The sequence below is a fragment of the Hymenobacter nitidus genome (genome assembly GCF_020447315.1).
Lineage (GTDB): Bacteria > Bacteroidota > Bacteroidia > Cytophagales > Hymenobacteraceae > Hymenobacter > Hymenobacter nitidus.
In genome coordinates, this window is sequence record NZ_JAJADQ010000012.1 from 165895 (window position 1) to 185594 (window position 19700).

Here is a 19700-nt window from a genome sequence, read left to right on the forward strand (position 1 = left end):
GGCACGGGAAGCGAGGAGAGGAAAGTCCGGCTACCCATACGCAAGAATACCGCTCGGGAACGAATCAAACGTGGGGAAAGCGCGCCGGCTACTTTCCCTCTACCAGACGCGTCTGCTCGGGCAACAGTTGTACGAGGCCCCGCTTATAGAGGGAGCCCAGCGCCTTTTTGAATACTTTCTTGCTCATTCCCAGGCGCCGATAAATATCATCGGGCTCACTTTTGTCCGACAGCGGTAGCGTGCCGCCGCCTTTGCGCAGGGCCGTCAGCAGGGTTTCGGCTGCGTCGAGGGCTTCGTCGTAGCCCAGCTTCTGCAGGCTGATGTCGAGCTTGCCGTCGGGCCGTATCTGGCGCACGTAGCCCGTGGGCGTGTCGCCCAGGCGCAGAGGCTTGAACACTTCATTATAGTAAAGCAGGCCCTGGTGGGTGCCGTTTACGATGGCCGAGTAGCCCAGGTCGGTTTCGGCCGCTATCAGCAGCTGCACCGCGTCGCCGGTCTGGCCGGGGAAGGGCTCCTCGCTCAGGAACCGGTCCCACTTGGCGGTGGCCACGATGCGGTCCGTGGTTTCGTCCAGGTACACGTACACCGTCACGCGCTGGCCGGGGCGCAGGTCGCGCCACTGGTTGCTGTAGGGCAGAAACAGGTCCTTTTCCAGGCCCCAATCCAGAAAAGCGCCCACCGACGATACGTCGCGCACGCTCAGGGCGGCAAACTGATCGACGCGCACGTACGGCTCGAGGGTGGTGGCAATCAGGCGGTCTTCCGAGTCGCGGTAGACGAACACGCGCAGCACGTCGCCGATCTGAGTGCCTTCGGGCACGTACTTGCCCGGAATCAGCAGGTCGCCGTCGTCGGAAGTCAGATACAGGCCAAAATCGACCGCGCGGGCCACTTCCAGTTCGTTAAAATCGCCTAGCGCCAGCATACCGTGAATTAGTGAGTTAGAAAGCGGCAAAGGTAACCGGAATAGAAGTAGTCTTGCCCGCAGTAGCTACGCGCCAGATTATTTCGAGGATATAAAACTCGCTAAATCGCTAAGTCACTACTTCACCGCTTACTCGTAGCGCACGGTGTTGGGCTGGGCGAAGTTAAAGTCGCTGAAGTCGTAGTAGGGGCGGGCGTTTTCGAAGATGCGGAAGCCGTTGGCCGTAGTCTGGCCGCGCGGGTAATAGCCTAGCAGCAGCTGTACTGTGCGCACGGCAATGTACTCGTTGCGCAGGCGCAAGCCCAGGCCGAAGCCAGTGTAGGGCGTGTTGCGGAAGGGAAGCTCCTGGCCCGGCTGCTTGGCCAGCCAGGCAGCATCGACGAAAGCCACGCCGGCCACGCGGAAGCCCAGGAAGGAAACCGGCGTAAACACGGTGGTTTCGTAGTTGACCACGAAGCGGCTGCCCCCGCGCATATCCGACTCGAAGCCGCGCAGGCCGCGGTTGCCGTCGATGAGCAGGCCCTGCTCACCGGGCAAGCGGTTGAAGCCCAGGGCCGAACGGTTCCAGAAAAAGTGGCGCCACTGAAAGTTGCCGGTGTGGTAGAGGCGCGTGAAATACAGCACTTCGGTGCTCAGCAGGCCCTGCTGCCAGTCTTTGTCGCGCTGCCGGATAAAGCTGCCGAACTCCCCGCTCAGGTAGAGGTAGCCGTTGCGCAGGCTGAAGTTGCCGGTGGCCGCGCGCAGGGCGTAGTAGTTGCGGTTGGCGCGCGTATTCATGTCGTAGCCCGCCGTGAAGCTCAGGATTGAGCCGGTAGGAATGTCCTCGGTGCGGCCGAAGCCAAAGAGGTACTTGTCTTTGTAGTAGCGCCGTACGCTGTAGCCCACCGTGCTCAGCATCAGCGACGAGTTGAGGTAGTCGGGGTTGGGCCGGGCGGTGTACATCGTGTTGATAACGCGCCCCGAGACAATCAGGCGGCCGGGGTTTTCGTAGCCCAGATCGTAGCTGCGCAGGCGAAAGGCCCGGCCCAGCCACACGTCTTTCACGCTGTAGTTGGCCGGTACAAACGTGTAAGGCTCGCCGGGCGGGGGCTCCGATATGGGAATTCCCTGCTGGGCCATACGCAGGGAGGCCGCCCCGGCGTAGCGCGTATTGAGCGAGTAAAAGTTGCGCGACACCGAAATAGCCTGCTCCTGGTACTGAAACACGTTGCGGTAGCGCACCTCGGCATTGATGAAGTTGCGGAACGGCACCACGTAGCTGCCCTCGTAGCTCCACGACTGCGGCGCGTTGCGGCCGTACTCGAAGCGGTTGCGCACCTGGTGGCCCTGGCCCAGGAAGTTGATGTCGCGCAGGGCAATGACGCCCGCGCCCACGTCGCGCAGCTGGTAGGAAGCCCCGATGCTGAACACGTCCTTGGTGATAATGCGGATGTCGACGCTGTCCTGGGTGGTGGTTTGCTCGTCCACGAACACGCGGGCGTCGAGCAGCTCATCGGTTTGGCGCAGCAGACGTTCCGATTCGGTCAGGGCCTGTGGGGCCAGCTCCTCGCCCACCCGAAACAGCAGCAGCTGCCGGATACGGGCCCGGGAGGTGGTCACGTGCAGGCTGTTGCCGGTGCGCTCCAGAATGTTGCGGGGCTGGCGGGCGGGGTCCGAGACGCTGTAGCCAAAGGCATCGAGGGCCCGGATTTCGATGCTGCGCACGATTTTGTAGCTGTGCTGGTCGAACTGCCGGTCGAGCAGCTCCACGTCGATGCCCATGCGGTCTTCCTTGCGCTCGGTGAAGTTGAAGATGGCTGAGGCTACCTTACCGGCTATGGTTTTGCGCCTGGTATAGGCCTTCAGACCCGTCAGCACGCGCTCCTCGTCGAAGCGGCGGCGCAGGGAGTCGCGCCGGGTTTCGGGCTGGGTACGCATCGAGTCCGTCACGACGGGCACGGGGGAAACGGGCTGCTGGGCCCGCGCCGTGCCGGCCAGCAACAGCAACGCCAGCAGCCAGGGCAGGCGGCCGAGCAACACTCGAGCAAACCGAAAAGAAGAAATCATTGAACGCAACAACACAGCTACTCGCCGGGGGCTGCGCGTGCAGCCGGCGGAGCCCTACACGGCAAGTTACGAAGGAGAAGGGGCGGCTCGCAACAGTGGCCGGAAACTAAGCCAGCCCAGGCAGGCAGCAGGTAAGGAAAGAGCCGGGAAAGTTAAGAGAAGCCCAAGCCTTGCGGAACCATTTCCTAAAAAAATTAGCTTAGTATAGTATTGCGTGTAAAGAATCAACCTGCTATTTTTAAGCCTTCAAACAGCCAATAATGAACGAGCGGATTCAGGAAAAGCTAAGTATTTTGGCAGATGCCGCGAAGTACGACGTGTCGTGCTCCAGCAGCGGTGGCAAGCGGAAAAACGAGAACAAGGGCTTAGGCAATGCCGAGGGCATGGGCATCTGTCACTCGTTCACCGAGGACGGCCGCTGCGTGTCCCTGCTCAAGATCCTGCTGACCAACTACTGCATCTTCGACTGCGCCTACTGCGTGTCGCGCCGCTCCAACGACGTGAAGCGCGCCGCCTTCACCGTGGATGAGGTTGTGGACCTGACCATGAACTTCTACCGCCGCAACTACATCGAAGGGCTGTTTCTGAGCTCCGGCATTTTCAAGGACTCCGACTATACGATGGAGCGGCTGGTGCGCATTATCAAGAAGCTGCGCACCGAGCACAAGTTCAACGGCTATATCCACGTCAAGACCATTCCGGGGGCTTCCCCCGAGCTCATTGCTGAAGCCGGCCTGTATGCCGACCGCCTCAGCGTGAACATCGAGCTGCCCTCGGAGCTGAGTTTGACCACGCTGGCGCCGGAGAAGAACTACCAGGAAATCCTGACCCCGATGGGCCAGATTCGGGACGGCATCACCCAGAACAAGGAGGAAAAGGCCCTGTTCAAGAAAGTGCCCAGCTTTGCCGCCGCCGGCCAGAGCACCCAGCTCATCGTGGGCGCCTCGGCCGAAACCGACCACCAGATCATCACGCTCACCGACTCGCTCTACAAGGGCTACGGGCTGAAGCGGGTGTACTACTCGGGCTATATTCCGATAACCGACGACGCCCGCCTGCCCCAGGTAACCCAGCCGCCCGTGATTCGGGAGCACCGACTCTACCAGACCGACTGGCTGATGCGCTTCTACGGCTTCGAGGCCGACGAAATCCTGGACCCCGAGCACCCGTTTCTGGACCTCGAAATCGACCCCAAGCTGGCCTGGGCCCTGCGCAACCGCCACGTGTTTCCGGTCGACATCAACTCGGCCGACTACGAGATGATTCTGCGCATTCCCGGCGTGGGGGCGCGCTCGGCCAAGCGCATCGTGGCTGCCCGCCGCTTCTCGCCCCTGAGCCTCGACCACCTGCACAAGTTTGGCGTGGTGCTCAAGCGGGCCAAGTACTTTATTACCTGCAAGGGCCAGGCCCTGGAAACCCGCGACTACGACGAGCAGACCATCCGCCGCCAGATTCTGTTTGGCGCGGGCTCGGTCCGCTCGGCCCTGGTCACCCAGCAGCTCGATTTGTTTGCCCAGGCCAGCTGACGACCCTTATAGTGGTGATGAGGAGAGAGGAAAAGCAGCAGAAACGCACCCGACAAAACCAGCCAGTACCCCGTTGATTGTTGCCCTCTTTCCTGACCCGCTACCCCTGCTTAACCTACTACGATGATGACTATTACCCACCGCGGTGCCGACGCGTCGGCCGCTTCGCTCACTACTGAATCCAAACCCGAAAAAGTAGCCCGCCTGGCCTGCTGCTGCAAGCTCAGCGACCTGCTGCCCATCGTGCGCCAGCTGCACGAGCAAACCCGGGCCCGTGCCACCCAAACGGCCGACCGGCCTGAGGCAGCCTGAGCCCGACCGCAACCCCGGCGCTATGCTAGCGGTAAAGCGTAGGGTTCACTACGACCTCGAACATCACTATGTCGAAACCAACGGCATCCGGCTGCACGTGGTGCAGTGCGGCCCCGTGGATGGGCCTTTGGTGGTATTGCTGCACGGTTTCCCGGAATTCTGGTATGCCTGGCACAAGCAAGTCGACGCCCTGGCGGCGGCTGGCTACCGCGTGTGGGCCCCCGACCAGCGGGGTTACAACCTGAGCGACAAACCCCGCCGCGTAGCCGACTACCGCCTCGATACGCTGGCCTGCGACGTGCTGGGCCTGCTCGACGCCGCCGGGCAACAGCAGGTCTTGGTGGTGGGCCACGACTGGGGCGCGGCCGTTACCTGGCACCTGGCTACGCACTATCCCGGGCGGATACGCAAAGCGGCAGTGCTGAACGTGCCCCACCCGAGCGTGATGTTTCGCACGCTGCGCCGCAGCCTGGAGCAGTTGCGCAAGAGTTGGTACATCTTCTTTTTTCAGCTGCCCTGGCTGCCCGAGTGGCTGGTGCGGCGCAATAACTGGCTATTTGGCCGGCAAGCGCTGGTACAGACCAGTCGGCGCGGTACCTTCAGTACTGCTGATCTGGCCGAGTACGTGGCGGCCTGGCGGCAGCCTGGGGCCATGCGCAGCATGATCAACTGGTACCGCGCGGCGGTGCGTACGCCCGGTCACACGAAGTCGGCGGGGCGGGTAACGGTGCCGGTCCATATCATCTGGGGCGTGAAGGACGCGTTTCTGAAGCGGGAAATGGCCGAGCGCAGCCTCATGCTCTGCGACCAGGCCCAACTGACCTATCTGCCCGCCAGTCACTGGGTGCAGCACGAGGAAGCCGAGGCTATAAACGCCCTGCTGCTGCGTTTTTTTGCGGCCTGATTATCCCAACTCAGCCGATAAATAGTATAGTCATAGTGTTGCCGCCTTCCCATCGTATCTGCTATGAGCCGCTCCCTGACTCCTTTGAACCAGCCCGCCACGCCTGGCAAAGCCATACGCGCCGACCGGCCCGCGGCCCCGGCGCTAACGGCTTCCCCGCTCGACTACACCTACGACGGCTCATTTGAGGGCCTGCTGACGGTTCTGTTCACCATTTATGACCGCAAGGCCGCACCCAACAGCATTCAGCCGGAAGGCGCGGTCCAGGGCGGACTGTTCACGCAGCCGCTGCTGGTCGAAACGCACGAGGCCACGGCGGTACGGGTGTGGGAAGGGCTGCTGCGCCACATGACTCCGGAGGCGCGTACCCGCCTGTTTCACGCGTTCTTGAGCGAGCAGCCCGACCGGGAGCTGCTCATTTTTCGCTACGCCGACCTGGCCATGCGCTCCAGTCAGGATATAGCCGAAAACTACGCCGACGACAATGTGCGGCGCGTAGCGCACCTGGCCCAGCAGATGGGCCGCGAAAAGCACCGCATGGAGGCCTTTGTGCGCTTCGAGAAAACCGCGGACGAGCTGTTTCACGCCACCATTGAGCCCGATTTCGACGTGCTGCCGCTGATTGCGCCCCACTTCACCAAGCGCTACGCCGACCAGCGCTGGCTGATTTATGACCGGCGCCGCCACTACGGCCTCTATTACGATTTGCACCGCACCGACATCGTGCAGTTTGAGCCCGATACCGCCGCGCCGCGCCGCAGCACCAGCGTGTCGGCCACGGTGCTCGACGAGCGGGAGCCGCTGTTTAAAGTGCTGTGGCAAACGTATTTCGACCACGTCAATATTCCGGAGCGCAAGAATATCAAGCTGCACCGGCGCCACATTCCGCTGCGGTACTGGAAGTATCTGAGCGAAAAACAGCCCCGGGAAACCCGCTTCGAGCCCATCAAAAACAAGCGCCCACCCCAGCCTGATACCTTGCGGCTCGGGTAAAACCCTCTTACTTTGTCGTGGCACCGGCCCCCTGCACCACGCGCGGCCGGCCACTCTTTTGATCAACTCAAGCGGCAAAGTATATGGGTAGCGTACTGGTTTTTGGAGCTTCCGGGCAATTAGGGCAGTGTTTGGCGCACGTAGCCAAGGAAAGAAATACCCCGGATCTGGTGTTTCTGCCCGAAGAGCAAGCCAATATTCTCAACCCCGAAGGCCTACAAGCTTTGTTTGCCCAGCACAAGCCCACGTACGTCATCAACTGTGCCGCTTATACCGCCGTCGATAAGGCGGAAGATGAGGTGGACATTGCCCGGAAGGTGAACCGCGACGGAGTGGAAAACCTGAGCCGGCTGTGCGCCGCGCACGGCACCACCCTGATTCACATTTCGACGGACTTCGTGTTTGCCGGCACCGGCAACCAGCCGTTGGTCGAAACCGACGAAACCGCGCCTATTAGCGTGTATGGCCTCACCAAGCTGGAAGGCGAGCAGGTGATTTCGCAGCATACGCCGCAGTACTTCATTCTGCGCACCAGCTGGCTGTATTCCGAATACGCCAACAACTTCGTGAAAACCATGCTCAAATTTGGCCGGGAGCGGGACGAGCTGCGCGTTATCTGGGACCAGACTGGTACGCCGACCTACGCCATCGACCTGGCTGGCTGCATCCTGACCATCATTGAAACCCAGAGCCCGCACTACGGCACCTACCACTACAGCAACGAGGGCGTGACTTCCTGGTACGATTTTGCCGTGGCCATCTTCGAGCTGAGCCAGACCCAAGTGAAAACTACCCCGATTCGCACGGCCGAATACCCAACCAAGGCCATGCGCCCGGCTTATTCGGTGCTGGACAAGACCAAGGCTAAAACCCAGCTGGGCGTAGCCATTCCGCACTGGCGCGACAGTCTGACGGTGTGCCTCAGCCGCCTGCCCGCGTAAGCGCGGCGTCCTAGCCGATAGATAGTCTTGAAATGCAAAGAGCCGCTATCCATACAAGGGCAGCGGCTCTTTGGCGTTGAGCTACCTGGGGGCTACGCTTGCGCGGCGTTGCCGTAGAAGCGGTTTACCAGGTAAGCCGCCACGACGAAAAATAGGCCCACGGCGCACACGCCCGGCCACTGGTAGTGGGCCCAGGCCGTGCCGCCGGCCAATGAGCCCACCGAGCCGCCGATGAAGTAAACCGTCATGTAAATGGTGTTGAGGCGGCTGCGGGCTGCGGGTACCAGGGAAAAGATGCGCGACTGGTTGGAAATATGCGTCACCTGCACACCAATATCCAGCACGATAACACCTACCACGAGCCCCACCAGATAGTAGCCCCCCAGAGCCAGCACCAGATACGCCCCCAGCGACATGACAATGCCGATATTAATGGCGTAAGCCGGGCCTCGGGTATCGGCCGACTTGCCGGCCAACGGTGCGGCTAAGGCTCCTAAGGCGCCAATCAGGCCGAAGAAGCCGGCCACGTCGCTCTTGTAGAAGTAGGGGCTGCCCTCCAGGAAGAAAACCAGCGTAGTCCAGAATACGCTGAAGGACGCAAACAGGAAGCCACCCGTCAGCGCTGACTTGCGCAGCGAAGGCAGCGTGCGGGTCAGCGTAGCCAGGGACTTCATCAGGCTGCCGTAGGTGCCGGCAAAGTCGGGCTGGTCCTTGGGCAGGCGAAAGGCCAGAATCAGGGCCAGCACCAGCATGGCGCCGCTGCCCATGCCGAACACCAGCCGCCAGCCACCGTGGGCCCCGATGTAGCCGCTTAGGGTGCGGGAAAGCAGGATTCCAATCAGCAGGCCGCTCATAATCTTGCCTACTACCCGGCCCCGGTCGTCATCCGAGGCCAGGTGGGCGGCCATGGGTACCAGCAGCTGGGGCACGGCCGAAAATATCCCGATCAGTAGGCTGGCTCCTACGAGCAGAGCAAACGAGGGCGCCAGGGCCGCCGCCGCCATAGCCCCAGCCGCCAGCACAAGCAGCATCAGAATCAGACGCTTGCGCTCCAGCTTGTCGCCCAAGGGCACCACGAAGAACAGGCCCAGGGTGTAGCCGACCTGCGTGAGGGTAGCTACCAGGCTGGCCCGGCTGTCGGAGAGGCGGAAGGTGCGGCCAATATCGGCCAGCAGGGGCTGGTTGTAGTAGATATTGGCTACTACCAGCCCGCAGGCCACGGCCATCAGCCAGACCAGGGCGGGCGTCAGGGGCGGGGCCGCGTGGGGAGCAGGAGCGGTAGTGGGAGGGGAGGAAGAGGAAATCATGCGGGAAAAGACCCGGAATAGTCGGCTGACTATCCGTGGGCCGCAGTAAAAAGTGTGGGGTTCAGGCAATGCTTGGCAGCGGCGCTTTATCTGTTTCGGGCCGCCGGGATGCTACGCGTAGTGCTAAACCCACAGGTATGTTGAAGAGTTATAAAGAGGCCAATAATGTGGCCGGTGCCTTGGTTTTTGGCCGGGCTGCTTTTCTCACTACCGGTTTGGTATAACTCCGCTTCCGGCCGCTGCGTTAAGCAGAAGTATGAGCCGCGCATTTACCAAAGAGGACGACGTTCAGGCGCCGACCATCATCCCGCCCCGGGCCGCTTTGCCGCCCAATACCCCCAACTACGTGACGCCCCGCGGCCTGGAACTGCTGCGCGAGGAGCTGACCACGCTGGAAGCCGAACGCGCGCAGGCCGAAGCCAACCGTGACAACGACGCCGACCGGACCCGCCACCTCTCGCTCTACAACGGCCGCATCAGCGACCTGACCAGCCGCATTGCCAGCGCCAAGCTCGTGGACCCCAAAACCCAGCCCGCCAAGGAAGTGCGCTTTGGCGCCACCGTCACGCTACGCACCCAAGCGGGCGGCAAGGTGGGACTCGAGCGCAAATTTACGATTGTGGGCGTCGATGAGGCCTCAGTAGTGGCCGGCAAAGTAGCTTTCGTAGCGCCCATTGCCCGCGCCGTACTCGGGGCCAAGCTGGGCAAAACCGTGACCCTGAAGCTGGGCCCCAAGGAAGAAACGGTGGAAGTAGCCGCTATATCCTACGAAGCCGTTTAGATACTTTCAATATCACGGCATAGAAAAGAAAAGGCCCTTCACCACATAGTGAAGGGCCTTTTTCTGTTGACCAAGTCAGGGCTACTTAGCCTGCTGAATTTCCGCTACGGCCTGGTCGATGGTTTGCTGGGCCTGCTGCACGTTGGGGCCGGTAGTTTTGCGCTCTTTCACGCTCTGCAGCAGCCCAATCATGGGCTCGGCGGCGCCCTGGGCCTTAAACTGAATGGCTATGGCCTTGATGCGCTCCACGCCCTGAGCGAAGTTGGTCGGGTCGTTCAAGCGCACGAGCATGGTAGAAAGGCCTTCCAGCAGTCCGAAACGGGCCTGCAGGGGCGCGGCATCGAACTTGTCGCGCACATAAGCCCACTGCGTGTCTCCGCCCTGCGCGGCGTACACATTAATTACCGCCGCCAGCGTCGTCTGGTTGTCGCTCGACTCCAAAGCCTTGGCCCGGGCCAGGCCTTTGGCCGGTGCCACGGCCGTGAGGCCCGCCAGGGCCGCGGCACTCACCTGGTACGACTGGTTATCGAGCTGCTTGGCAAACAGCTTCTCGTCTTTCTTTTCCTTAAGCTTGGCCAGGGCCATCAGCGCATCGGCGCGCACCGAGTTCTGCGGGTCGTTGGCGGCCATTTTGCGCAGGGTAGGCGCTGCGGCTTTAGCTACCGGCGCTTTTTCCAGATCCAGGGCGCCTACCGCCACGGAGCGTAGGATATAGAATTTATCCGACAGGGCTTTTACCAGCAGGGTGCGGGCCGCAGCTTCGTCCTGCTTGTCCTTGGCCGCAATAATGGCCTCGCGCCGGTCGCCGAAAAGCGGGGCGTTGGCGTACTGGTACGCAAACTCCGACAGCGGCTTATTGTCTTTTTTCAGCCATACGGTCAGCTTGGTGGCGTCCACGTTCACCAGTTCGGGCTTGGCGCTGGCCGCCAGCTGGAAGGTTTCGGTGGCCTGGCGCATCATCACCTGGTGGCGCTGGGGCTTGCCGTTCACGTACAGATCAATGGTCAGGGGCAGCTGAAACGCGGGGCCTTCCTGAGTTTGCTTGATGGTCACGCTCTGCATTTTCTTGGCCGCGTCCCAGCTGTAGTCGATGCTGACTTCGGGGTGGCCGGCGTTGTAGTACCATTGGTTGTAGAACCAGTTCAGGTCGCGGCCCGAGGCGGCTTCCATGGCCAGGCGCATCTGGTGGGCTTCGCCGTTGCCCAGGGCGTTCTGCTTCAGGTACTGGTTCAGGCCGGCAAAGTACACGTCGTCGCCGAGGTAGGTGCGCAGCATGTCCTGAATAGCGCCGCCCTTCTGGTAGGTCACGGCGTCAAACATTTCCTCTTTGTCGCCATAGTGGAAGCGCACGAGGTTTTTGCCGTAGTTATTGGGGTTGTTGAGGTAGTTGCGAATGTACTGCAGGCGGTGGGCATCGGCGGCGTCCTTGCCGTACTTGTGCTCGGCCCACAGCGCTTCGCTCATGTCGGCCATCGACTCATTCACCGTCAGGTTGCTCCAGCTCTCGGCCGTCACGTAGTCGCCAAACCACTGGTGAAACAGCTCGTGGGCAATAACGGACTGGTTGTTGGCATACTCCCGGTCAAGCAGCTCGCGGGCATCCATCTGCAGAAACTCGCCGTGCAGGGTGGCCGTGGTGTTTTCCATGGCCCCGCTCACGTAGTCGCGCGTCACAATCTGGGCGTACTTGTTCCAGGGGTAATCTACGCCCAGGCGCTTGGAGAAAAACTCCAGCATTTCGGGCGTGTCGCCGAAAATCTGCTTGGCGAAGGGCGCGTACTTGGGCTCCAGATAATAGGTCACGGGCTTGTCGCGCCACTTATCCTCGTAGATTTTAAAGTCGCCGACGGCCATCATAAACAGGTAGGGGGCGTGGGGCAATTCCATCTTCCAGGTATCGGTGCGCAGGCCCGCGGCAGCCGGTGTCTGGCTCACCAGCTTGCCGTTGCTCAGCGTCACGTACTTGCTGGGCACCGTCATGCTGATTTCGGAGGTCGTCTTCTGGTTGGGCCTATCGATGGTCGGAAACCAGGCCGACGAGGCTTCCGTCTCGCCCTGGGTCCAGATCTGCACCGGCTTGCCCTTCACGGCGCTGTCGGGGTTGATAAAATACAGGCCCTTGGCGTCGGTAATGGCCGCGCTGCCTTTGGCTTTTAGCTCGTCGGGCTTGGCCGTGTACTCAATATAAATCGTGTAGGGCGTGCCCACTGGCATCATCCGGCCCAGCTGAATGCGCAGATTGCTCTGGTCGGCGTAGTCGTACTTAAGCGGCGTCTGAGTGGCACCGTCCATCAGGGCCACGGTTTTGATGTCCATGCCCTTGGCGTCGAGGCGCAGCGAGTCGGTGGCGTAGGCGTAGGGCTTGAGCGTGAGCCAGGCTTTGCCGTTGAGGTAGCGCTTGGCGTAATCGAAGCCCACGGCCAGCTTGGTGTGCACCAGCGCGTTGATTTTGGTGTCGGTAGCGCGGTAGGGCAGCTGGGGCTCCGAGGCAACGGGCGTAAGCGTTGGCGACTGGGCCCAGCTGGCGGAGGCGGCCAGCAAGCCAACACTCAGGGTAAGAATGTTCTTCACAGGATGCAGAGAAGGGGAGAGGAGTGGTTTTGCGTGAAAGTAACCGTTCCGGCCCTAAAGGCTGCAATCTGGTGCCGTTTTACCCCAGGCCATACTGTTTTTTGTACAGGCCCGGCGTGATGCCCTCGTACTTTTTGAAGATGGTCTGGAAGTAAGCCGTGTTGTTGAAGCCGGCCCGGAAGCACACATCCGCTACGGTCGTCACCGGGTTGCGCAGCAGGCGCTTGGCTTCGGCAATACGCTCCCGAATGATGTACTCGACCGGCGTGAGGCCAAACTCGCGCTTAAAGAGGCGAAAAAAGGTGGCCTTGCTCATGCAGGCCAGCTCACTGAGCTTGTCGACGGTAATCTGCTCGGTGAAGTGGCGCTTGATGTACTGCACCACCTGGGCAAAGCGGTGGGAGGTCAGGTGCTGGGCGTAGTTATGGAAAATCAGCTGGCGGGCATTGGTCTGCATCAGCCGGATCAGCAGCTCCTGCAGCGTGAAGCCGGCCAGCACATCCTTAGCCGCGTGGGTTTCCTGCGACAAGTGCACCAGGCGCTCCAGGGTGCCGGTCAGCTCGGGCGTGTTGGTCAGGTGGGTATTGTTGTTAGCGTCGAGATGCCAGGGCGTGTGCTCCTCGGCCAGCGGGAACCGCTCGTTGAGCAAGTCCACGGTGTGCCGGATGGTATCCGAGGGAATGGCCACGGCCAGGCACTGGGTGGGGTTGTCGGGGGTGGCTTCGGGAAAGTCAATTTCCATCACCTGCTGCTCGCCCACAATCACCGACTCGCCCGGCAGGTAGTCGAAGGCGGCTTGCCCGCTCAGGTGCATCACTTTTTTGCCCCGCAGCATGGTCGTCAGCACCAGGCTGCCCATGCTCAGGGGCACGCGCCGGGCCGTCTGGTGGGTTTCGAAGATGTTGAGCTCAAAGGCGTCCAGGCAGTATACGGTGCGGTTTTCAACCAGCGTGGTGAGGTCTTCCTGGGTGTGGAGGGCGGGCAGCAGGCGTGGGTTCATGGCAGCGGATAAATGGGCGGATGGCACCTTCGGGAAACTTGCGACTATCCCCGAGCTTGTTGAGAGAATACTACATATTTTCTGGCAATTTCAGAAGCTACCTTGTGAGTAAGTCATCACTCATTAACACCCACCTCATGGAAACGTTAGAAAAGCCTTCCACTCTCGTTGCTCGTCCCCAGTTCAAATCGCACTACGACAACTTCATCGGCGGCAAATGGGTTGCGCCGGTTAAGGGTCAGTATTTCGACAATCCTTCGCCCATCGACGGCAAGGCGTTTTGTAAGGTGGCACGCTCCACGAAGGAAGATATTGAGCTGGCCCTGGACGCGGCCCATGAGGCGTTTAAGTCGTGGAGCAAGGCCTCGGCCGCCACGCGCAGCAACGTGCTGCTCAAGATTGCCGACATTATGGAGGCCAACCTGGAGCACCTGGCTGCCGCCGAAACGGTAGAAAACGGCAAGGCTATCCGCGAAACCATGGCCGCCGACCTGCCCCTGTGCATCGACCATTTCCGCTACTTCGCCGGCGTCATCCGGGCCGAGGAAGGCTCGGCCACCGAACTGAACGAAACCACTTTGTCGCTCGTGATTCAGGAGCCGCTGGGCGTGGTGGGCCAGATTATTCCCTGGAACTTCCCGCTGCTGATGGCCACCTGGAAGCTGGCCCCGGCCCTGGCCGCGGGCTGCTGCGTGGTGATGAAGCCCGCCGAGCAAACGCCCGCCAGCATCATGATTCTGATGGAGCTGATTCAGGACGTCATTCCGGCCGGCGTGGTAAACGTGGTGAACGGCTTCGGCCTGGAAGCCGGCAAGCCCCTGGCCTCCAACAAGCGCGTGCAGAAGGTGTCTTTCACCGGCGAAACCACCACCGGCCGCCTGATTCTGCAGTACGCCGCCGAAAACATCATTCCCGTGACCATGGAGCTGGGCGGCAAGTCGCCGAACATCTTCTGCAAATCGGTGATGGATGCCGACGACGACTTCCTGGATAAGTGCCTGGAGGGCGCGGCCATGTTTGCCCTCAACCAGGGCGAAATCTGCACCTGTCCCTCGCGCCTGCTCATCCACGAGGATATCTACGACGCTTTCATGCCCCGCCTGATTGAGCGGGTGAAAGCCATTAAGCTCGGCCACCCCCTCGACCCCAGCACCATGATGGGCGCCCAGGCCAGCAACGACCAGTACGAGAAAATCCTGAGCTACCTGGAAATCGGCAAGGCCGAGGGCGCCGAAGTACTGACCGGCGGCGAGGCCCACCGCGACCATGAGCACGACGAGCTGACCGACGGCTACTACATCCAGCCCACCATCTTCCGGGGCCACAACAAAATGCGGATTTTCCAGGAGGAAATCTTCGGTCCGGTGCTGTCCGTTACGACTTTTAAGGACAACGACCACGCCATCGAGCTGGCCAACGACACGCTCTACGGCCTCGGGGCCGGCCTCTGGAGCCGCGACGCCCATGAGCTCTATACCATGCCCCGCGCTATTCAGGCCGGCCGCGTATGGGTAAACTGCTACCACGACTACCCCGCCGGGGCGCCCTTCGGCGGCTACAAGGCTTCCGGTTTCGGCCGCGAAAACCACAAGATGATGCTGGCCCACTACCGGCAGACCAAGAACATGCTCATCAGCTACAGCCAGCAGCCGCTAGGCTTCTTTTAACAATGAGAGAATGAGTGAATGGAGAATGATTGAATTTTGCTCCATCGTTCTCCATTCACTCATTCTCTCATTGTTCTATGGGTACTGCGGGCTTTTTCCAAGACGGAAACAATTTCTAAGTATTCCTGCATCAGATCAGTTAGGCGAGCATAAGGAACTATACCTGCCTCGCCCAGCAGTTCGAGCCAAAGCTGACTTTCATCGGCTTCCTCAACACAAATACAAAGCTTCGCAAACTGTTCATTCCCTGAACGAGCCCGGCATACTGCCCGGTAGTTGGCGGCAACAGATGTGGCTGAGCGCAACAGTTGCTTGCCAACTATTTGCGCCTCTCCGGTTTGGGGCAAGCTCTGGTATAGCTTAATAATTCGTAGCGCCGCATTCTTGGTTCGTTGTTTAAAAGTGCTGATAAATTCAACTTTTGTAGTAGTGTCCATTAGCCAAAGAAGTATAACAGCTTCAATATAAGTCATTCAATCATTCTGCCATTCATACATTCACCTCATGCTCCCAACCCCGCGCGTACTCGTCACAGCCGCCGCCGAAGCCACCATCGACCTGCTGCGCGACGAGCATGGCCCGCTAATGTTTCACCAGAGCGGGGGCTGCTGCGACGGTTCCTCGCCCATGTGCTTTGCCAAGGGCGAGTTCCGGGTGGGGGGCAGCGACATGTGGCTGGGCCAGATTCACGGCTGCGACTTTTTCATGAGCGCCAGCCAGTTTGAGTACTGGCAGCACACCCAGCTCACGGTGGATGTGGTGAAAGGCCGGGGCGCAAGCTTCTCCCTGGAAATCCCGCTGGGCATCCGTTTCCTGATTCGCTCCCGGCTGTTTACGGAGCAGGAGGAGCAGAACATGGCCCCAGTGTATGACGGGGAAGAATACCTGGAGCGGGCACCGGAAGAATAGAATTGGCTTCGGCCAAAAACAGAAAGCCCCGGCAGCAGCTGCCGGGGCTTTCTGTTTTTCAGTAGCGCGAACTGTGTAGTTCGCGTGGTAGAACGATTATAACGGCGCGGGCCACGCAAACTACGCAGTTCGCGCTACTAGTGCCGTTTACCGCACCCGAACCGGCAAGCCTTCGAGCTGGGCGTAGCTGAGCTTCCAGGCGCCCTTGGGGTTCTTTTTCCAGAGCAGGATAAAGTTGCCTTCGCCCACGCCCATAGGCGTGCCGGGCGTAGTCGGAATAACGTCGACGACGTAGGTGCCGCCCTCGTAGGCCGTCTGGGCATCGGTGCCGGAGGAGGCTACGTTCAGGCGCAGGTTGGAAATGGTGCCCATCGTTTCGCGCACCCAGCGGTTCGATACTTCCGATTTGCCCTGAAAGTGGGTTTCGCCCTGCAGGAAGTGCACGTCGTCGGCAAACAGGGTGTCGAGCTGAATTGCGTTTTTGCTGTTCCAGGCGCTGATGAATTGCTGGTTGAGCGTTTGCGCATTGACCGCCGTAGCGGGCGTTTCAGCGGTTTTGGTGCAGGAGGAAGCCAGAACTACCGTCAAGGGCATCATCCAGAGAAGGGACTTCATACAGTCAGGGGTTTGGTGGGGGATGGAAACAATTTCGCCGACTCCGGCACGGGGCTGGAGTCGGCGAAACTAAGCAAAGTCCGGAGTTACCAGCTCTTACGACGAACTTCCGAGGTCGAGTAGGCTTTGTTACGGTCGCCGTACGACTCGTTGGGCAGGTAGCCGGCGGCTACGGGGCCGTTAGCGGCGGTCAGCATCATGGGCGTGTTGGCGGCAAAGCCGTTGGCCATGGCAGGATACTGCTGCTGTTGTTTCTGGGCCTGAGCGGCCAGGTCGGCTTTACGCTCGGCGGCATCTACGCGGCGGGCCAGGGCGGCACGCTCGGCGCGGGCCTCAGCGGCGCGGTTGGCAGCAGCGCGGTTGGCGGCCGCTACGCGGGCGGCTTCCTTGCGCTTGTTGTCGGTGCGCTTACCAATGGCATAGCCTACACCGGCACCAGCCACACCACCTACTACGCCACCCACGGCGCGGTTGCGCTTGTGAATGATGGCACCGGCGGCAGCGCCGCCCAGACCACCAATAACTGCACCTTTAGCCTGGGGGCTCCATTTCTTTCGTTCCTGGGCCTGGGCTACGTTGCTAAGCACCGAGGTGAGCATCATTACCAGAGCGAGAATCAAACTGACCTTTTTCATGACTATGTTCTTTAAGGTTTCAGAAACACTTCTTCAGTTGTGAGAAAGTGTTTTGCAAGCACCGTGCCAGTACGGATGCCATCGGGCTACGGTTCTGCTAAGCCTATACGAAGCCGCGCCGGCTCCGGATTAGCGGCCCCAGCCCAAGAAACAGCTGCCAGCAACCCGGATAAGGCTTCTCAGGGTTCAGCAAAAGGCTTATTTCGCCAGCCAGCCGTTGGCATCGAGCCAGTTCTGCAGCCGCTCGGGCCAGTTGTCTTTGGTGGTCTTATTGTGCAGGCCAAAGCCGTGGCCGCCCTTGGGGTAGAGGTGCATTTCGACCGGCACGCCGGCCCGCAGGCAGGCCTCGTAGAAGCGCAGGCTGTTCTGCACTTTCACCGTTTTGTCGTCGGCGGCGTGCACCAGAAAGGTGGGCGGCGTCAGGGACGTCACCTGCTGCTCGTTGGAGTAGAGCCGGATTTGCTCGGGCGTGGGCGCTGTGCCCAGCAGCCGCTCGCGGGAGCCGGCGTGGGCCAGGCTGTCGGTGAAGCTGATAACGGGGTAGAGCAGCACCAGAAAGTCGGGGCGCACAGAGGGGTTATCCTTCGTGTCGCCGGCGGGGGGGGCGAAATGGGTGCCGGCTGTGGAGGCCAAGTGGCCGCCCGCCGAGAAGCCCATGATGCCCACCCGGGAAGAGTTGATGCCGTACTCGGTGGCCCGCTGCCGCACCAGGCGCAGGGCCTGCTGGGCATCCAGCAGTGAGGCCGTAGTTTTGTCTGGCTGACTCTGGTCGTTGGGCAGGCGGTACTTGAGCACGAAGGCCGTGACGCCCATTTCGTTCAGGCGCTTGGCCACGTCGGTGCCCTCACTGTCGATAGAGAGGCGCGTGTAGCCGCCGCCGGGGCAGATGACGATGGCCGTGCCGTTGGCCTTGTCTTTGGCCGGCCGAAACACCTGCAGCGTGGGCTGCACCACGTTGGAGATGCGCACCCCGCCGTTGGCCAGCGTAATGCTGCTTTCCTGCAGGTTGGTGGCAATGGAGTTGGGAATGGTGCCCGAGTAGAGCGACACGGTAGCTTGGGCAAACAGCAAGGCAGGAGCGGCAACAAGGGCCAGAGTGAGGGCAAAGAGCTTTTTCATACGCAGGACGGGGCAAGAAGATGAGCGTTGAAAAGAAACGGGCAGCAGCTGGGCGCGCCGCGGGGCCGCGGAGCCGCACGGGAACAGGACCGCGCTGGTCCCCTCTCGGGCGGGGGCGCAACGCCGGGGCCCTGCACTCTGGGCTGGCCCAACAGGTGCTCAGCAAAGAAATGCAAAAGCCGGGTAGAACCCGCGCCGCAAAGCCGCGTGGCCGGAAATAAACTACCCCAGCCCCAACCGCCCCGTTCCCGCCCCGGTATGCGGCTCGCCCAGGGCCCGCCCGGAACATGCACAAGCCCCGTCGGCACCTGGCCGGCGGGGCTTGTAGAAAAGCCACTAGCTCTGGCAGGGGGCGCTATGGTATCTGCACCGGTGCAGGGTGTCTGCCGGATCCTCCGGCTGCCTTCTGCACCGGTGCAGAGCCTGTATCGGCAGTCCGGCAGACACCCTGCACCGGTGTAGAACCTATTCCGGGTACCCGGCAATCCTTCTGCACCGGTGCACGATGGGTCCAGGCCACCCGGCAGGCTTCCTGCACCGGTGCAGAGCCTGTACCGGCCGCCCGGTAGGCATCCTGCACCGGTGCAGACGCTATTCAGCCGCGGGAGCAGGGGGTAGAATGCCTTTGCGGGCGGTGGTGCGTTGGCCGTTCCGCTTCAGAAGCTTGTCGTAAGCGAAGTACGTGGGGGCTTTGGCGGGCTCGCGGCGGTGCACGTAGAGGGCGGTGCAGTGCACGTCCCACAAGGCGTCGGCCAGAGACTGGGCATCAGGACCCAAGGCTGAGATGGTGTCCTTTACGATCTTGCTGCCCTGGTTTTTGGCGGCCGTGGCGGCAGAGTAGGCTATCAGCAGGGCTTTGGCCTGGGCCCCGGCAGCCTGTAGGCCGGCGTCGGGGTGAGCTTCCAGCTGCTGCACGTAGGCCGTAAAGCGGGTGAAGCGCTTGGTTTTGGGAGCTTCGGTCAGGCCACTGAGCTTGTCGGGGTAGAACAGGGCTTTCTCGGTGGGGTGGTCGTAGAAGCGGGGCTGCAGCAGCTTCTTATCGGTGGCCTGCACCAGCTTTTTAAAGCTTTTGAAGGCCTGGTCCTCAGTTTGAGTACCGCTCTGGCGCTGCCCGCTGCCGCTGGTGCGCCCACTTAGGCCCTGGCGGTACTTATCGAGGGCAGCCTCTAGAGCAGGCCGCTCGTCGCGCAGCAGCTTGGGCACGGCGGCCAGGCGCAGGGCCTCCAGGGTGAAGTCGGCAAAAGAAGCCAGCGTGTCGCGCGAGGCCGTCAGGCGCCGGAAATGGTTGTCGTACCGTTCGTTGTACATAACGGGGAAAAGGGAAGAAATAAGAGGATAAGACAAGCGGCCGGAGCGAAGATAAGCGCGGTGTGTAACGGGGCCCGAGCCAGGCGGATAGGGTAGCGGTAAGTGGTTGAAAGATGGGTAGAAATGGGCGCCGGTGCAAGG

At 61.1% G+C, this 19700-nt stretch carries 18 protein-coding genes; 8 read left to right on the forward strand and 10 right to left on the reverse strand.

Annotated elements, in window-relative coordinates; genetic code table 11:
* Positions 1-88: 88 nt before the first annotated feature.
* Both LGH70_RS20215 and LGH70_RS20220 read right to left on the reverse strand, forming a co-directional pair.
* Complete coding sequence (locus LGH70_RS20215) at positions 89-925, reverse strand: CvfB family protein (RefSeq protein ID WP_226189474.1); 837 nt, start codon at positions 923-925, stop codon at positions 89-91.
* Positions 926-1054: 129 nt separating this feature from the next.
* On the reverse strand, positions 1055-2971 hold the full coding sequence (locus tag LGH70_RS20220) for a BamA/TamA family outer membrane protein (protein WP_226189477.1): 1917 nt from the start codon (positions 2969-2971) through the stop codon (positions 1055-1057).
* Positions 2972-3231: 260 nt separating this feature from the next.
* Between LGH70_RS20220 and LGH70_RS20225 the strand changes: the two genes are divergently transcribed.
* The 5 genes from LGH70_RS20225 to rfbD all read left to right on the forward strand — a co-directional run bounded on the left by LGH70_RS20225 (position 3232) and on the right by rfbD (position 7647).
* Complete coding sequence (locus LGH70_RS20225) at positions 3232-4497, forward strand: putative DNA modification/repair radical SAM protein (protein WP_226189480.1); 1266 nt, start codon at positions 3232-3234, stop codon at positions 4495-4497.
* A 123-nt stretch (positions 4498-4620) separates the two neighbouring features.
* On the forward strand, positions 4621-4809 hold the full coding sequence (locus tag LGH70_RS20230; RefSeq protein ID WP_226189483.1) for a hypothetical protein: 189 nt from the start codon (positions 4621-4623) through the stop codon (positions 4807-4809).
* Between the two features lie 22 nt (positions 4810-4831).
* On the forward strand, positions 4832-5713 hold the full coding sequence (locus tag LGH70_RS20235; RefSeq protein WP_226189485.1) for an alpha/beta fold hydrolase: 882 nt from the start codon (positions 4832-4834) through the stop codon (positions 5711-5713).
* Positions 5714-5776: 63 nt separating this feature from the next.
* Complete coding sequence (locus tag LGH70_RS20240; protein ID WP_226189487.1) at positions 5777-6706, forward strand: TIGR03915 family putative DNA repair protein; 930 nt, start codon at positions 5777-5779, stop codon at positions 6704-6706.
* A gap of 83 nt (positions 6707-6789) precedes the next feature.
* Positions 6790-7647, forward strand: a complete 858-nt coding sequence (gene rfbD, locus LGH70_RS20245; protein WP_226189488.1) for a dTDP-4-dehydrorhamnose reductase — start codon at positions 6790-6792, stop codon at positions 7645-7647.
* 92 nt (positions 7648-7739) lie between these two features.
* Here rfbD and LGH70_RS20250 read toward each other — a convergent pair whose 3' ends face one another.
* Positions 7740-8954 (reverse strand): MFS transporter, encoded by a 1215-nt coding sequence (locus LGH70_RS20250; protein WP_226189490.1) that lies wholly within the window; start codon positions 8952-8954, stop codon positions 7740-7742.
* Positions 8955-9210: 256 nt separating this feature from the next.
* Between LGH70_RS20250 and LGH70_RS20255 the strand changes: the two genes are divergently transcribed.
* The gene (locus LGH70_RS20255) at positions 9211-9735 is read left to right on the forward strand and encodes a GreA/GreB family elongation factor (RefSeq protein ID WP_226189491.1); all 525 of its coding nucleotides are present in this window, start codon (positions 9211-9213) and stop codon (positions 9733-9735) included.
* Between the two features lie 81 nt (positions 9736-9816).
* Here LGH70_RS20255 and LGH70_RS20260 read toward each other — a convergent pair whose 3' ends face one another.
* Together LGH70_RS20260 and LGH70_RS20265 are read right to left on the reverse strand one after the other, a co-directional pair.
* The gene (locus LGH70_RS20260) at positions 9817-12306 is read right to left on the reverse strand and encodes a M1 family aminopeptidase (RefSeq protein ID WP_226189493.1); all 2490 of its coding nucleotides are present in this window, start codon (positions 12304-12306) and stop codon (positions 9817-9819) included.
* A gap of 79 nt (positions 12307-12385) precedes the next feature.
* Complete coding sequence (locus LGH70_RS20265) at positions 12386-13306, reverse strand: AraC family transcriptional regulator (protein ID WP_226189494.1); 921 nt, start codon at positions 13304-13306, stop codon at positions 12386-12388.
* A gap of 137 nt (positions 13307-13443) precedes the next feature.
* Between LGH70_RS20265 and LGH70_RS20270 the strand changes: the two genes are divergently transcribed.
* Positions 13444-14973 carry an aldehyde dehydrogenase family protein gene (locus LGH70_RS20270; RefSeq protein ID WP_226189496.1) on the forward strand — a complete coding sequence of 510 codons (1530 nt, stop codon included), beginning with the start codon at positions 13444-13446 and terminating at the stop codon, positions 14971-14973.
* Between the two features lie 59 nt (positions 14974-15032).
* On the opposite strand, the gene LGH70_RS20275 is transcribed toward LGH70_RS20270, so the two are convergent.
* Positions 15033-15410, reverse strand: coding sequence for a four helix bundle protein (locus LGH70_RS20275; protein WP_226189497.1), 378 nt, complete (start codon positions 15408-15410; stop codon positions 15033-15035).
* Positions 15411-15477: 67 nt separating this feature from the next.
* Here LGH70_RS20275 and LGH70_RS20280 point away from each other — a divergent pair, with 67 nt between their 5' ends.
* Positions 15478-15882 carry a DUF779 domain-containing protein gene (locus tag LGH70_RS20280; RefSeq protein ID WP_226189500.1) on the forward strand — a complete coding sequence of 135 codons (405 nt, stop codon included), beginning with the start codon at positions 15478-15480 and terminating at the stop codon, positions 15880-15882.
* A gap of 147 nt (positions 15883-16029) precedes the next feature.
* Here the strand turns inward: LGH70_RS20280 and LGH70_RS20285 are convergent, their stop codons facing one another.
* The 4 genes from LGH70_RS20285 to LGH70_RS20300 all read right to left on the reverse strand — a co-directional run bounded on the left by LGH70_RS20285 (position 16030) and on the right by LGH70_RS20300 (position 19559).
* Positions 16030-16497 (reverse strand): YybH family protein, encoded by a 468-nt coding sequence (locus LGH70_RS20285; RefSeq protein ID WP_135397004.1) that lies wholly within the window; start codon positions 16495-16497, stop codon positions 16030-16032.
* An 86-nt stretch (positions 16498-16583) separates the two neighbouring features.
* Positions 16584-17132 carry a YMGG-like glycine zipper-containing protein gene (locus tag LGH70_RS20290; protein WP_226189501.1) on the reverse strand — a complete coding sequence of 183 codons (549 nt, stop codon included), beginning with the start codon at positions 17130-17132 and terminating at the stop codon, positions 16584-16586.
* 198 nt (positions 17133-17330) lie between these two features.
* Entirely contained in the window at positions 17331-18251 is a 921-nt protein-coding gene (locus LGH70_RS20295; protein WP_226189503.1) for an alpha/beta hydrolase, read from the reverse strand.
* Positions 18252-18842: 591 nt separating this feature from the next.
* Positions 18843-19559 (reverse strand): hypothetical protein, encoded by a 717-nt coding sequence (locus tag LGH70_RS20300; protein WP_226189504.1) that lies wholly within the window; start codon positions 19557-19559, stop codon positions 18843-18845.
* Between the last annotated feature and the right edge of the window lie 141 nt (positions 19560-19700).

Coding starts and splice junctions, on each gene's coding strand:
- LGH70_RS20255 (WP_226189491.1), top strand. CDS start 9,211: ATGAGCCGCGCATTTACCAAAGAGGACGACGTTCAGGCGCCGACCATC.
- LGH70_RS20285 (WP_135397004.1), bottom strand. CDS start 16,497: ATGAAGTCCCTTCTCTGGATGATGCCCTTGACGGTAGTTCTGGCTTCC.
- LGH70_RS20280 (WP_226189500.1), top strand. CDS start 15,478: ATGCTCCCAACCCCGCGCGTACTCGTCACAGCCGCCGCCGAAGCCACC.
- LGH70_RS20295 (WP_226189503.1), bottom strand. CDS start 18,251: ATGAAAAAGCTCTTTGCCCTCACTCTGGCCCTTGTTGCCGCTCCTGCC.
- rfbD (WP_226189488.1), top strand. CDS start 6,790: ATGGGTAGCGTACTGGTTTTTGGAGCTTCCGGGCAATTAGGGCAGTGT.
- LGH70_RS20290 (WP_226189501.1), bottom strand. CDS start 17,132: ATGAAAAAGGTCAGTTTGATTCTCGCTCTGGTAATGATGCTCACCTCG.
- LGH70_RS20235 (WP_226189485.1), top strand. CDS start 4,832: ATGCTAGCGGTAAAGCGTAGGGTTCACTACGACCTCGAACATCACTAT.
- LGH70_RS20275 (WP_226189497.1), bottom strand. CDS start 15,410: ATGGACACTACTACAAAAGTTGAATTTATCAGCACTTTTAAACAACGA.
- LGH70_RS20230 (WP_226189483.1), top strand. CDS start 4,621: ATGATGACTATTACCCACCGCGGTGCCGACGCGTCGGCCGCTTCGCTC.
- LGH70_RS20225 (WP_226189480.1), top strand. CDS start 3,232: ATGAACGAGCGGATTCAGGAAAAGCTAAGTATTTTGGCAGATGCCGCG.
- LGH70_RS20220 (WP_226189477.1), bottom strand. CDS start 2,971: ATGATTTCTTCTTTTCGGTTTGCTCGAGTGTTGCTCGGCCGCCTGCCC.
- LGH70_RS20265 (WP_226189494.1), bottom strand. CDS start 13,306: ATGAACCCACGCCTGCTGCCCGCCCTCCACACCCAGGAAGACCTCACC.
- LGH70_RS20270 (WP_226189496.1), top strand. CDS start 13,444: ATGGAAACGTTAGAAAAGCCTTCCACTCTCGTTGCTCGTCCCCAGTTC.
- LGH70_RS20250 (WP_226189490.1), bottom strand. CDS start 8,954: ATGATTTCCTCTTCCTCCCCTCCCACTACCGCTCCTGCTCCCCACGCG.
- LGH70_RS20300 (WP_226189504.1), bottom strand. CDS start 19,559: ATGTACAACGAACGGTACGACAACCATTTCCGGCGCCTGACGGCCTCG.
- LGH70_RS20215 (WP_226189474.1), bottom strand. CDS start 925: ATGCTGGCGCTAGGCGATTTTAACGAACTGGAAGTGGCCCGCGCGGTC.
- LGH70_RS20240 (WP_226189487.1), top strand. CDS start 5,777: ATGAGCCGCTCCCTGACTCCTTTGAACCAGCCCGCCACGCCTGGCAAA.